This window comes from Microcoleus sp. MOSTC5 (assembly GCF_036701825.1).
Classification (GTDB): domain Bacteria; phylum Cyanobacteriota; class Cyanobacteriia; order Cyanobacteriales; family Microcoleaceae; genus Microcoleus; species Microcoleus asticus.
The window spans coordinates 1-15144 of the sequence record NZ_JAUBRK010000100.1 but is presented as its reverse complement, the minus strand read 5'-3'; the positions used below and the strand labels follow the sequence as shown (position 1 = coordinate 15144).

Annotated in this window: 7 protein-coding genes and 1 pseudogene; 6 read left to right on the top strand and 2 right to left on the bottom strand. The window is 38.3% G+C overall.

What is annotated here, in order from left to right:
* Window positions 1-48: 48 nt before the first annotated feature.
* Together QUA54_RS31985 and QUA54_RS31980 are read right to left on the bottom strand one after the other, a co-directional pair.
* Window positions 49-312, bottom strand: a complete 264-nt coding sequence (locus tag QUA54_RS31985; protein WP_333418799.1) for an ISAzo13-like element transposase-related protein — start codon at window positions 310-312, stop codon at window positions 49-51.
* Window positions 224-871, bottom strand: coding sequence for an ISAzo13-like element transposase-related protein (locus tag QUA54_RS31980; protein ID WP_333418797.1), 648 nt, complete (start codon window positions 869-871; stop codon window positions 224-226). Before QUA54_RS31980 ends, QUA54_RS31985 begins: the two co-directional genes overlap by 89 nt.
* Window positions 872-1366: 495 nt before the next feature.
* On the opposite strand from QUA54_RS31980, the pseudogene QUA54_RS34670 reads away from it, so the two are divergent.
* From QUA54_RS34670 to QUA54_RS31960, 6 genes and pseudogenes are all read left to right on the top strand, one after another.
* A pseudogene (locus QUA54_RS34670) lies at window positions 1367-1609 on the top strand (nuclease A inhibitor family protein); the annotation flags it as partial.
* A complete protein-coding gene (locus tag QUA54_RS34665; RefSeq protein ID WP_445301610.1) occupies window positions 1587-1715 on the top strand; it encodes a nuclease A inhibitor family protein in 129 nt (42 codons plus the stop codon). The pseudogene QUA54_RS34670 and the gene QUA54_RS34665, both read left to right, overlap by 23 nt.
* 183 nt (window positions 1716-1898) lie before the next feature.
* On the top strand, window positions 1899-2126 hold the full coding sequence (locus QUA54_RS31975) for a tyrosine-type recombinase/integrase (protein ID WP_333418795.1): 228 nt from the start codon (window positions 1899-1901) through the stop codon (window positions 2124-2126).
* Between the two features lie 376 nt (window positions 2127-2502).
* Window positions 2503-2625, top strand: coding sequence for a hypothetical protein (locus QUA54_RS31970; RefSeq protein WP_281363572.1), 123 nt, complete (start codon window positions 2503-2505; stop codon window positions 2623-2625).
* Between the two features lie 100 nt (window positions 2626-2725).
* Window positions 2726-8170, top strand: a complete 5445-nt coding sequence (locus QUA54_RS31965) for an AAA family ATPase (protein ID WP_333418792.1) — start codon at window positions 2726-2728, stop codon at window positions 8168-8170.
* A 265-nt stretch (window positions 8171-8435) separates the two neighbouring features.
* A complete protein-coding gene (locus QUA54_RS31960) occupies window positions 8436-15086 on the top strand; it encodes an amino acid adenylation domain-containing protein (protein ID WP_333418790.1) in 6651 nt (2216 codons plus the stop codon).
* Window positions 15087-15144 lie beyond the last annotated feature (58 nt).

Genomic DNA, 15144 nt, shown 5'->3' with positions numbered 1-15144 from the left:
TAAAGATATAATGATTGGAATTATTACTACCACCTCCATCACATTTAATCAAAATTGAATGGGCTTGAGGGTAGAGAGCCCGTAATTTGTCCACCATGATTTAATCGCTTCACAAGCAAATTCACTCGTATCTTTACTAATACCTACGGTTAGATATCCTCGGTTATTTTGCACATCATAAATTCCATGAGGCACTATTTTTCCATCAGCCAAACTGAAAGAATCATGGTCTAGTGTGGTAACGATTTCGGTAGTATACAGAGTTCCTGAGCGATATAAATTTCCAATAAATTCCTTTTTTTTTGTATCCATACGGTCGGATAGGATTTCCCTGTAACTCATACTCTTCAGTAATTTTGGCAAAATTTTTAAATTGTTCGTTACGATTCTTTGTTTTTCCTGTTGTTTGTTTTTTTTGAGCTTGACGTTTTACATATCCGTGCTTTTTTAATATTTTTTGAACAACCGTTACGCTGACTGTTATACCACGAACTTTCAGACCTTCAACTATTTCTTGTTGAGTGAGGTTAGTCCATTTAATTTTCTCATCCATTGGGCTGCCTGCTGTATAAATTTTTAAGACTTCTAAAAAAGTTTCATTCAAACCAGGTATGAGAGACTCGCTAGTTTTTCTTCCTCCTCCACGTCGGCGAATTCTGTGTTGATTAAAAGTAGTGTCTGATTCACTTTTTAATTCCTTAATGCCTTTGGATATTGTATTTCTGTCTGCTGCCAAAACTCGGGATATGTAACTAATTCCACCATCTCCAAGTTTTTGGGCTTCTATTGCTGCATATCTTCGTCGATCTTTTTCGGACAAAGATTGATAAAGTTTCCGCATCTGAGCAGTAATTTCAGAGGAGTAATACATAAATTTACCTGAAGAAAATGACTGAAACCAACCCAGCAATTATTAGCAAAAGAAACAAGCTGAACATCGAATAAGGATAACTTTTGACATAAAAATGAAATGTCAAGTACATTGATATTCACTCATTTGTTTATTATACCTTGCTTGTGTTATTAAATTTTCATTCCTTAGTATTAACCAAATCAATCACAGTAGCAATTAAAATATCAATCATATTAGTAGTGGTTGGCGAGAACTGACGTAAAAAAGCTTTCAGTTGTGGTCACCATATTTCTATCGGACTAAAGTCTGGAGAATAGGGTGATAAGGCGAATGATTACCACTATCAAGTCGCCCTTGAATATCCGAATCGGTCAAAAAGTCCTTAGTTTCAGCCAACACCAACTGTACAATCACAGTAAAGCTGATGAACCACCGCCACTATGACAGACTCGATCGCCACCCAACTCAAACAAGCATCAAACGGCTTGCTCTTCCGAGCGCGAATCCGACGCTCCTTTCGAGGTCATTAGCTGGCAGACACAAGGAGAGCTAACCCCGGCGAAGCTGCTGCAACTGACGAACCATCCGCCCGATGCTCCCGTAGAACTGCGGACGATTGACGAGTTCTTTGCAATCGCCACCGCACAAGAAGACTGGCACGACGGGGAGGAACGGGAAACGGTGCAGCGCTTTCAGAACTTGGTCAGGATTCTAAAGCAGAACCTTCTCGCAGTTGCAGGTTTACCAAGTGGGTAGCGTTGAGATTGATGCCTACATTGTCGGGGTGACTCCCGGTGGCGGATTGCGGGGCTGTCTACGAAACTGGTGGAGACTTGATTGCAACAGGCATGGCGAGCTATGAATGTTTGTTAATCATTTCGTTACATAGCAAGCATCATTAGAGTCAGGAAAGGTTGTAATATGAGAACGATCGGCAAAGTAATTAGTTGGTTTTTTTGTATTTACTTTTTTGTTATGCTAGGAACCTTTTTATTCCTCTGTTACACAGAGAGCAAGCGATACCAGCTAGGTGCTATAGTTTCCTTTGTATTTAAAGGAAGCAGGGCTGAAACACACGCCGGGGCGCACGATCTCGACCCACAGTTTGAGACATACGGCGGGAACGCTGGCGCTGCGAGCTGGGGCAAAACTGCGGCAAGTGCAGGACTTGTTGGGGCATAAAGACCCCAGGACGACCTCTATTTATACTCACGTAGCGCAGCGGCGGGCAAATAATCCGGCTCTGAAATTAGGGATTACAATTGGGCAGTAAACGACCGGAGCTACTTTTGTCCTGTTTTTCCCACTTTACTCCCAGTTACCTAATGAATCGAAAAAACCCTGAAATAGGCGAGCAAATTGCCCAACGTATAGCCAGCTTGCGCAGCGATGACCTCCTAAAGCAAGCTTAGACACCAGCTCAGATAGAGGAATGGTACAAAGCCAGAAAAATCCAGCTTCTTCTGGCTGAGTGTTGGAGAGCAAAGTGGCTCGTTAAGAACTATTATCCAATTGAAGAAGTGCTATATCTTTAGGAAAATGCCAAAAAAGCAAAGATATGATTTCAAAGTTTTAAAATTTCTAAACTCTAATCCACTACATTTTAACAGTTTTAACTTATTATTAATTTCCTCAATATTTGAGATTTGATGCCAGCACAAATGAAGCGATCGCCCACTCTCGCAGAGCCCGTCAATGAAGCGATCGTCCACCCATCCACTATGTCAACCAAGCGATCGCACTCCATCGAACTCACGTTAAATTATATTTAAGTTGTAGGAGCGAAACCGTAAAATTACTGAGGCAAAACTAAGATAAATCAATTACGATTATAAAAATTATAAACTTTCTGCTAACAACCAGGAAAAAGCCATGTTTATTATTGCAGGTTATGAATACTTAGAAAAAATTCACGATAGTTTAATAACTCTGGTTTATAAAGCGCGGAGAATTCGAGATCGTCAACCTGTTATTATTAAAGTTCTTAAAAAGGCATATCCTTCCACTCAAGACATTTATGTATTTAAACATCAGTATGAATTGATGAAAGACTTAGATTCAGAAGGCATTATCAAAGCTTATAGCCTAGAAAAATCTAACAATTATATAGCTATAGTTTTAGAAGATTTTGGTGGAAATTCACTGAAAAAACTTATTCAGTCTGGTAAATGTATAGATTTATTTGTATTTTTGCAAATATCAATTGAATTAACTAAAGCTTTAGAAGAAATACATAAACTAAATATTATACACAAAGATATCAAGCCAGATAACATCATTATTAATGATCGAACATTTAAAGTAAAGATCGCAGATTTTTCAATTGCATCACTTCTTACGCAAGAAAAATATCTGGTCACCAATCCCGATCTATTAGAAGGAACTTTGGCCTATATGTCCCCAGAGCAAACGGGTAGGATGAATCGGGCGATTGATTATCGTACTGACTTTTATTCTTTGGGTGTCACATTTTATGAAATGCTGACTAGACAGTTGCCATTTCAAACTACAGATGCGATGGAACTCGTTCACAGTCATATTGCCAAAATACCCGCTTTACCGCACGAACTAGATCCAACTATCCCGAAATTAGTATCTGATATCGTGATGAAATTATTAGCCAAAACTGCTGAGGATAGATATCAAAGTGCTTATGGAATTAAGGCAGATTTGGAAGCGTGTTTAACTCAACTACAAACCAATGGAAGAATTAAAGATTTCATTGTCGGTCAGCATGATGTTTTTGCTAAATTTCAAATACCCCAAAAGCTTTACGGTCGCGATGGAGAAATTGCTACCCTAAACGCTGCTTTTGAAAGAACCCGTCAAGGTAAGAGTGAGATGATACTTGTTTCCGGTTACTCAGGAATCGGCAAGACAGCCTTGATTAGTGAAATAGATCGACAAATTGTGCGGCGAAAGGGTTATTTTACTTCGGGAAAATGCGATCAATTTAAACGCGGTATTCCTTATGCTGCAATGATTCAAGCTTTTCAGCACTTGATACGACAGCTATTAACTGAAAGTAAAGAAAAAGTCGAAATTTGGCAAAAAAAATTATTAAAAGCTTTGGGTACAAATGGTAGAGTTATTATTGACGTCATTCCTGAGTTGGAATTAATTATTGGGCTGCAACCACCTGTTCCTCAATTAGAACCTGGAGAATCACAAAATCGATTTTATTTAGTATTCCAAAAGTTTTTGGGTGTTTTTACCACTCAAAAACATCCTCTAGTTCTTTTCATAGATGATTTACAGTGGGTTGATTCTGCTTCATTAAAATTACTCCAGCTACTAATGATGTCATTAGATAGTCAATACTTTTTGTTAATTGGAGCCTATCGAGATAACGAAGTTAACGAGACTCATCCATTAATGTTTCTTTTGGATGAAATTAAAAAAGCTGGAGTTAAGGTAAATCAGATCGATATACAACCTTTAAATACTGTTCAAGTTAATCAATTAATTGCAGACACGCTTCACTGCGAATTAGAAACAGCCTTTTCTCTAGCAAAAATAGTCTTTAATAAAACCGCTGGAAATCCATTTTTTGTAACTCAAATAATTAAAAGTTTCTACCAAGAAAACCTACTTTCATTCGATCTAAACGCTGGTAGTTGGCAGTGGGATATTCAAAAAATTAAAGAAGTTAAAATTACGGATAATGTTGTTGAATTAATGGTTAACAAAATTCAAAAACTACCTAATTATACGCAAAGTGCTTTAAAAGTGGCAGCCTGTATTGGTAATACATTTACATTAAACGATTTAGCAATTGTCAATGAAAAATCTTTATCATCTACAGCAAACGAGCTTTGGCAAGCACTTCAAGAAGATTTTATTTTTCCTTTAAGCGGTGCTTATAAAATTCCTTTGACTGATGATTTAAATACGTCATCATCATTAGTTGAAAAAATCGAAAACCAAAGTAGTTTACCTCATATTGAGTATAAATTTTTGCACGATCGCGTTCAACAAGCCGCTTATTTTTTGATTCCAGCAGAACAAAAAAAAGAAATTCATTTAAAAGTTGGTCAACTATTGCTAAAGAATACTAAAACAACAGAAATAGAAGATAAAGTTTTTGATATTGTCAATCACTTAAATATCGCTATAGAGTTAATTACCAGTGAAAAAATCAAACAAGATCTAGCTGAATTAAATCTGTTATCTGCGCGGAAAGCAAAGGCAGCAGCAGCTTATGAACTCGCGCAGAGATACTTAAATTTCGGGCTAAAATTACTTGCGGAAGATAGCTGGCATAGTAATTATAAATTAACTTTTTCTCTGTATATAGAAGCAGTAGAAATAGAATATTTAAATGGCAATTTTGAAAGTTCAACTTCGCTTGGTGATATTGTTTTAAAAAAAGCTACTTCGTTTTTAGAAAAAGTCAAAACATACGAAATAAAAATTCAATTTTATATTTCTCTCAATCAGATGCAAGCAGCCCTTGACACATCGTTGTTAGTGCTGGAAATGCTAGGAGAACCTTTAGTTGAAAAATTGCCTGAAGAATTAGATATTGGTAATTTAAGCAATCTACCAGAAATGGCTGACCCTGATAAACTTGCAGCCATGCGAATATTAGTTAAAGCGATAACACCTGCTTATGTAATGAATCCAGCACTTTTACCGCCGATCGTGTTTACGATGGTCAATATTTGCATTAGACATGGAAATTCATCACTATCTGCTTTCGCCTATACTTTTTATGGACTGATCCTTTGTACTTCAATAGATAATATTGAAATTGGGTATCAGTTCGGTCAACTAGGAATAAATTTAGTAAAAAAACTCAATGCTAAAGAAGTTAAAGCTAAAGTATATGAATTATTCTACGGTCATATCAAACATTGGGTAAGCCATGCTAGAGAAACCATAGAGCCTTTACAAGAAACCGTTCAATATGGTTTAGAGAGTGGCGATTTAGAGTATGCTAGTTACGCGGCTACTTATACTTCAGTTTATCCTTTTTTTGTAGGCGAGTATCTAAATGATGTATGTGATAAACAAACTATTTATACGAATCTTTTAATTAATTTAAAACAAAATTACTTTAGCTTGGCTATTATAATTTGGCGACAGTTAGTTTTGAAGTTATTAAATAAAAACGAAAATGAATGTAGAGCAATCGGTAATTTGTTTGATGAAGAAGCAATGCTACCTATTTTTACTGAATCAAACAATGGTGCTTTACTTTTTTCTACTTATTTTTCCAAATCAATATTTTTATATTTACTTCAAAACTACGCAGAAGCAGTTAGTTATGCAAAGCTAGCGGAGCGATATTCTGGTTATCTAGCTGGTGTAATACATACAGGAGAACAAAATTTTTACTATTCTATGATTTTACTTGCACGATGTTCATTTTTAGAAGAAGCCGAGCGAGAAATTCACCTACAACAAGTAGAATTAAACCAAATTAACTTAAAAAAATGGTCGTTATGTTCTCCTAGAAATTACGAACATAAATATTATTTAATCGAAGCAGAAAAAGCTAAGTTTTTAGGGCATATATTACCAGGAATGGAATATTACGATCGGGCAATTCTAGGAGCAAAGAAACAAGGTTATATTCACGAAGAAGCAATAGCAAATGAAAGAGCATCAGAATTTTACCGCAGTCTTGGAAGAGAAAAAATAGCTCAAACATATTTAGTAGATTCATACTATTGTTATGTTCGTTGGGGAGCAATAGCAAAAGTTAAAGATTTGGAATTACGATACCCGCAATTACTATCTTTAACGTCTAACGAAACTTCTAGTCGAGAACTAACTGTTACGACAAGTTCTGCCAGCTTAGGAACTAAAGCCAATGTTTTAGACTTAGCAACTATTATCAAAGCATCGCAAGCTCTTGCTGGCGAAATTGTACTTGATAAGTTTTTGGATAAATTACTAAAAGTTTTAATGGAAAATGCTGGCGCTCAAACTAGCTGCCTTGTTTTAGAAACCGATGGTATTTTAACGCTCAAAGCGACTGGTACTGTAGAACAAGAAAAAATAACTTTGTGGTCATCGACATCTATAGATAATAGCCAAAATTTACCTGTTTCTTTAATAAATTACGTAGCCAGAACTAAAGAGAATATTGTTTTAAATAATGCCGCACAAGAGGGAATATTTATCAAAGATTCCTATATCATTAAAGCTAAAGTTAAGTCCATTTTATGTGTTCCAGTTATTAATCAAAATAAACTTATTGGCATAATTTATTTGGAGAATAATTTAACTGTTGGTGCATTTACATCGGCTCGTTTAGAAATCGTTAAAATTCTTTCTACACAAATAGTTATTTCTTTAGAAAATGCTTTGCTTTATAAAAATTTAGAAGAATACAGCCGCACGCTAGAAGAAAAGGTGGAAGAACGCACATTTGAACTAAGCGAAAAAAATGATAAATTAAAAGGCCAAGCAATTAAATTACAAAAAGCTTTGGATGAACTAAGACAAGCTCAAGCACAACTTATCCAAACTGAAAAAATGTCTAGTTTGGGACAATTAGTTGCTGGTGTTGCTCACGAAATAAATAATCCAGTCAACTTTATTTATGGTAATTTAAACCACGCTAAGGAATATAGCGAACAATTATTACATTTAATTGATCTCTACCAACACAGCAATCATAGTCCTAAACCGGAAATTCAAGATTATATCGAAGAAATCGATTTTGAATACTTACTGGAAGATTTACCTAAAATATTTTCTTCAATGCAACTGGGAGCAACCCGTATTGGCGAAATCGTTTTGTCACTCAGAAATTTTTCCCGTTTAGATGAAGCAGATATGAAATCAGTAGATATACATGAGGGTATTGAAAGTACGCTGCTAATTTTGCAAAACCGTTTGAATAAAAAGGCTGATCGTTCAGCAATTCAGGTAATTAAAAAGTATGCAAAACTGCCATTAGTAGAGTGTTACCCAGGTCAATTAAATCAAGTATTTATGAACATTCTTACTAATGCGATCGATGCGTTAGAAGATCGCCATCGGCCACAAACACAAATTAAGGGAAAATCTAGCACGATTATTATCGTGACTGAAGTAATAAATTGCGATTGGATAAGAATACGCATTGCTGACAATGGAACTGGCGTAACAGAAGAAGTGCTTACTAAACTATTTGACCCATTCTTCACAACCAAACCCGTTGGTTCTGGAACGGGTTTGGGGTTGTCTATTAGTTATCAAATTGTGGTTGAAAAACATGGCGGACAAGTGCAGTGCATTTCAGCACCAGGTCAAGGTGCAGAGTTCATTATCGATATTCCCGTAAAACCTAAAAATAGCCAAAAGTCAAGTCCCATAAGATAGATTTTATTGGGTTAAACCGAAAATTATAAATATTTTTTTTACTTCTACTAAATTTTTTATTTTTTCCAGCTTATAGGGAACTATAAGTTAGAATCCATTAAGCAGCAAATAAGCGGACTGAAAATTAAGCTTAAAACACAGCTGGAACCTGTCAACCTTCTTTGCTAAACGCAAAGGCTTTTATTTGAGCTTGAGAGTAAAGCTTCTAAGTAATCGAATCGCTCAAAAATTGCCACTTACCATAATAACTTAGAGGAAACATCAAATGTTCGATTGTTTGAAAGGTGGAGCTATTGATCAGTTGTTTGAATTTCAAGTGGAGTGTACACCGGATGCGGTGGCGGTGGTTTTTGAAGGACAACAATTAACTTACCGAGATCTGAATTATCGAGCTAACCAGCTAGCACGCTATCTTCAGAATTGCGGTGTCAAACCAGAGGTGTTAGTAGGTATTTGTTTAGAGCGATCGCTACAAATAGTAGTGGCTATTCTAGCAATTCTTAAAGCTGGTGGTGCTTATGTGCCACTCGACCCAACATATCCTCAAGAGCGCTTAGCCTTCATGCTAGAAGATAGCCAAGTATTATTGCTGCTGACTCAAGCATCCTTAGTCGAGTCTATCCCCAAACATCAAAGCCGCGTTATCTGTCTCGACACCGACTGGGAAACAATTAGTTGCGAGAGTGAGGAAAACCCTGATACGGAAGTAAATACTGAAAACCTGGCCTACGTACTTTACACATCTGGTTCTACAGGAAAGCCGAAAGGAGTTTGTTGCAACCATCTCGGTGTGATTAATCTATTGGCAGATTTCGATCGCCGCCAGCCACTCTCTGTAGGAGATGCCTGTAGTTTATGGACTAGCTTAAGTTTTGATGTTTCGGTTTATGAAATCTTTTCGGCTTTATTAACTGGAGGAGCTTTACATATAGTTCCAGAGCACATACGTGCTGATGCCAAGATATTTATTGAATGGCTGTATTTCGAGAGGATTTGTAGCGCTTATATTCCACATTTTATGTTAAATGCTTTTTTCCATCGCGTCCAAAAAGCACCAAACGAATTTTGTCTAAAAAGATTACTCGTAGGAGTAGAACCGATTTACGAACAGCTTTTAGCGTCAATTAGTAAAAAAATTCCTGGCTTGCAAATTATAAACGGTTACGGGCCTACAGAAGCTACGATTTGTGCCACTTTGTATTCTGTCGATCGCGAAACAACTAACAAGAGAAATACCCCGATCGGTAAACCCGTTCAAAACACAGAAGTTTATTTGCTAAACGAGCAAATACAGACAGTTTCACCAGGAGAAACAGCCGAAATTTATATCGGTGGTATTGGTTTAGCCAGAGGGTACTTAAACCGTCCTAATTTGACTGCTGAAAAATTCATTGTCAACCCATTTAGCAATGAACTAGGTTCGCGCCTATACAAAACTGGTGATTTGGCTCGTTACTTACCAGACGGTAATATTGAATTTGTAGGGCGGATCGATCATCAAGTAAAAATTCGCGGATTCCGAATAGAATTAGCAGAAATTGAAGCATCACTGCGACAACATCCTGACGTGCGGGAAGCCGTTGCGATCGCACGGGAAGACGTACCGGGTGACAAGCGTTTAGTCGCCTACATCGTCTCTAATCTCATCCCGGAACGGATACCTTATCAAAGTCCTTGCTTGGTTGGATTTGATGGTAATCGTACTATAGAAGTAACCACCGAGGACATTTCAATAGGTGGTATTAGCTTAGTAGGAATGACAGAAATTTTAGAGCGAGGTAGTCGCGTCCGCTTGCACCTACAGCTACCAGAAAATTCTCAATTTTTGTGGGTAGAAGGTAAAGTAGTATGGCAAGAAGAACAGCAAACTGGGATTCAGTTCGAGCTAACGCCAACACAGCAAATTATAATCCAACAAAGCTTAGATTATCTCCTAGAAAAACAGAAACTTTTGAAAGTTTTACAACGCAGCGTTACCCGTACCCTCCGTAACTTCTTAAAACAGAAGTTGCCCGAATATATGGTGCCTTCTAACTTTGTTGTCCTGAAAGAATTGCCGCTAACTCCCAACGGCAAACTGGATCGTCAAGCGCTACCTTCACCGAGACAAATCACAAATGAACTGTCAAATAGCAATATTGAAACTGTAAGCAATATTGTCTATAACTTAGATGTTTTGGAACAGGAACCAGAGCTTGAGTTAATGCCTTTTGTTCCTCCTCGTACTCCGGTTGAAGAAGTGCTAGCAAGAATTTGGGCGGAAATTTTAGGTTTAGATCGAGTTGGAATTCATGACAACTTTTGGGAATGCGGAGGACACTCGTTACTAGCTGGTCAAGTTATCTCTCGCATCCGAAATACGCTTGAAATAGAATTGTCTCTGCGTTCTTTGTTTGAAGCACCCACAATAGCCGAATTAGCCCAGCAAATAGAAACAGAACTTCAAACAAACTCAAGGTTGCCACTTTCTCCAATCAAAGTGATTGACCGCTACCAGAATTTGCCTCTCTCTTTTGGCGAGCAACAGATGTGGTTGTTGGCACAAGTGGAACCGGGTAATCCTTTTTATAACGAACACTTTACAATTTACTTACCGAGTTCGATCGATCGATTAGCTTTAGAACAAAGTTTCAACCAAATTATCGATCGCCACGAAATTCTGCGAACCAACTTTTCTGTTTTCGATGGGCAACCAATTCGGATCGTTCAGCCAAGTTGCTATTTACCTCTGCCATTAATTAATTTTCAAGAAATAGCGTCAGAAAGCGATCGCGAAACGGAAGCTTTGCGGTTGGTAAAAGAAAAGGCACGGCAACCTTTTAATCTTACCTCTGATTTGTTGCTACGAGCTACGCTAATTCAACTCAGCGAGACGGATTACAGACTATATATAACCGTACATCACATTATTTTAGATGCTGTTTCTCTATACAGCGTGCTATTTCCCGAACTGGTGACACTCTACGAAGCTATTTGCGATTGCCAACCCTCATCTCTGCCAGAATTAACCGTTCAGTATGCCGACTTTGCCTACTGGCAGCGGCAACAACTACAAGTAGAATTACTGAAGCTACAGCTAGCTTACTGGAAACAGCAATTAGCAGATTTGACCCCGCTACATTTGCCCACCGATCGTCCAAGACCGCCAGTTCAAAGGTTTCGAGGTGCAATGCAAACTCTGGCACTTTCCAAGAGTTTAACTGAGGCTTTGAAAGCTTTTTCTCTTCAGGAAAATGTCACTTTATTTATGACATTAATGGCGGTATTCAAAATTTTGCTCTACCGCTATTCGGGACAAGAAGATATTCCCGTCGCCACTGTTACTGGTGGGCGAAACCGACCGGAAATTGAAGGATTAATTGGGTACTTCCTCAATACGCTGATCCTGCGTACTGACCTTTCTGGTTTTCCCAGTTTCAGACAGTTACTTTCTAGAGAAAGAGAAGTAGCTTTAGGAGCTTATGTTAACCAAGAGTTGCCATTCGAGAAGGTAGTGGAAGAACTTCAACCAGAAAGAAAGCTGGGTCAGAATCCATTATTTCAAGTGTTGTTTATTTTGGAACCACCAACTGCTACCTTGGATTCTAAGGATTGGCAAGTCAACCAGATGGACCTTCATATCGGTACGTCAAAATGTGATTTGTTTCTTCAATTAGAAGAAACACCGGAAGGAATTCTCGGTCGTTTTGAATACGATACGGACTTATTCGATGGCATTACTATTTCCCGGATGGTTGGACATTTTATCAGTTTGCTAGAAAGTATTGTTGCCGATCCCGATCGTTCTATCTCGAAATTGAATTTGTTAACAATTGCTGAGCGTCAACAGTTAATAAATTGGAATGCTAATGAGACAAATTATTCTCAAAATAAGTGCATTCACCAGTTATTTGAAGAGCGAGTAGAACGAAATCCCGATGCTGTAGCAGTTATGTTTGAAGGGCAGCAACTTACTTATCGGGAGTTGAATCAAAAGGCGAATCAATTAGCGCATCATTTACGATTACTAGGAGTTGTACCAGATACGGTAGTTGGTATCTGCGTAGAACGATCGCTGGAAATGGCGATCGGACTTTTGGGCATCCTAAAAGCAGGTGCAGCTTACTTACCTCTCGACCCGGCTTATCCGCAAGAACGGATAGCTTATATGCTGGAAAATGCCGGAGTTCCAGTAGTGCTAACTCAGGCAAGTTTATTGCCGCCACTGTTAGAGTATGGGATACCAGCGATTTGTTTAGATCGGGGCTGGAAATCGATCGCCCAACGCCCGCAAGATAACCCCACCACAGCCGTATTACCCGATCATTTAGCTTACGTTATCTATACATCAGGTTCTACAGGCAAACCTAAAGGGGTGGCAATGAGTCACAGTCCCCTGGTGAATCTGATCGATTGGCAATTACAAAATTTTGCTTTTCCTGCTACTAAAACTCTCCAATTTGCCCCCATCAGTTTCGATGTTTCTTTTCAGGAGTGTTTTACCAGTTGGTTTTCTGGCGGCACTTTGGTGTTAATTTCAGACATGATTCGGAAAGATGCAGTAGCTTTATTGCAACTTCTCCAAGATGAAGCGATCGAACGTTTATTTCTTCCTTTTATTGCCCTTCAGCATCTAGCTGAGGTTGCTGAAGAGCAAGGAACCGTACCTAATAGTTTGCGAGAAATTATTACTGCTGGCGAACAGTTGCAAATTAGTAGAGCGATCGTCAATTGGTTTAGTCAGCTAAAAGATTGCACTTTGCACAATCAATATGGCCCTTCTGAAAGTCATGTTGTAACGGCATTTACTCTCACGGGTTCACCTAAAAATTGGCCTAAATTGCCCTCGATCGGTCGTCCTATTGCCAACGCCAAAATCCACATCCTCGATTCACAATTACAACCAGTACCAATTGGTATTCCCGGAGAAATTTACATCGGCGGTGTTAGTTTAGCCAATGGTTATATCAACCGACCAGATTTAACATCCCAACGGTTTATTGAAAACCCATTCTTAAATAGTGATGAGTTATTAGTTTTGAGTTCTGAATTAAAAGAAAACTCAAAACTCAAAACTCAAAACTCAAAACTGTACAAAACTGGCGATCGAGCACGCTATTTACCAGATGGTAACATCGAGTATATGGGTCGAATTGACGATCAAGTAAAAATTCGCGGATTTCGGATTGAGTTAGGAGAGATCGAAACTGCTTTGGCACAACACCCAAACGTAGCAGAAGCTGTTGTTATTGTTAGGGAAGATATACCAGGCGACAAGCGTTTAGTTGCTTATGTAGTTGCCTCCAAAGAGTTAGCATCTTCTGCCAACGAACTGCGGCACTTTTTGCAAGAAAAGTTGCCTGAATACATGATTCCTAATGCTTTTGTATTTTTAGAAGCACTGCCTTTAACTCCTTCTGGAAAAGTAAATCGGCGAATCTTACCAGCGCCAGAAGGAAATCGAGAAGAACTAGAAACAGCATTCATTGCGCCTCGTACTCCTGTAGAAGAAAAGTTAGCTGAAATCTGGAAAAAGATTCTCGGTATCGATCGAGTTGGCATTTACGATCGCTTTTTCGATTTGGGCGGGCATTCTTTAAAAGTTACTCACCTAATGTTTAAAGTGAGAGATGCTTTTCAGGTAGAAGTATCGCTGCGACAATTCTTAGAAGTGCCGACCATTGCAGGAACTGCGGATGCGATCGCTCTTGCTAGTCAGACAGATTACACTACTACATCAGCGAAAAAAGAAAGTATCGATCTAAATGCGGAAGCAATCTTAGATCCTACCATCTCTCCTGAAAATATTAATTTTGAATGGGATAAAGAACCATCCCATATCTTATTAACAGGAGCAACTGGATTTCTCGGTACTCACTTACTTAATGAGTTACTAAAGAAAACGCAGGCAAATATTTATTGCCTGGTAAGAGCATCCAACCTCGAACAAGGCATCGAAAAAATCCAAAAAAGTCTAGAACGCTATTTACTTTATAACCAACCTATCAGCAACCGCATCATCCCAGTTTTAGGAGATTTATCTCAACCATTTTTAGGACTTACATCACATGAATTTCGCGCACTGGCAAGCAAATTAGATGTAATTTATCACAATGGTGCATCAACAAATCTGGTTTATCCATACTCTGCATTAAAAGCGGTAAACGTTCTCAGTACGCAGGAAGTTTTGAGATTAGCCTGCATTATCAAAGTAAAACCAGTGCATTTCGTTTCTACCATTGGCGTATTTTCTTCGGATACTTACGAGCAAAATACAGTAGTTCGAGAACAAGACGAACTACCTGATAGTGAAAGTCTTTGTGAAGGTTACGATCAAAGTAAATGGGTAGCTGAAAAATTAGTTATGACTGCCTATTCTAGAGGGCTACCCGTTTATATTTATAGACCGGGATTTATCTCAGGAGACAGCCAAACGGGTATTTGCAATACTGCCGATCTGCTCCGCAGAATGCTTAAAGGCTGCATTCAAATGGGAAAAACACCTGATTTAGACATCATGGTGGACATGACTCCTGTGGATTATGTTAGCCAAGCGATCGTTCATTTATCCAAACAAAAAGAATTGGTCGGGAAAGCTTTCCATTTAGTTAACCCTCACCCCATTCCTTGGAATCAGCTTTGCGATTTCATTCGCTCTCTTGGCTACTCACTCGAACGCATTCCTTATAAACAGTGGAACTTTGAGTTATTAAAATCGGTTGAAAATTCAACAGAAAATGCTTTGCATCCACTGATCAGCCTTTTCGCTGATGAAGCCGTATCTTTACAGACAGTCAGAAGTATAAGTATTTGCTTTGATTCTCAGAAGGCGATCGATGGTTTAGTTGGTAGCTGCATTAGCTGTCCACCTATAGATGAAAGATTGTTAAATATTTACTTTTCGTACTTACTGAAGTTGGTAGTGCTAAATATGTAATGATAGAGGAGTAGAATGAAGTGCTGATGCTTTCCTATCATGCCACCATGCCCCATTT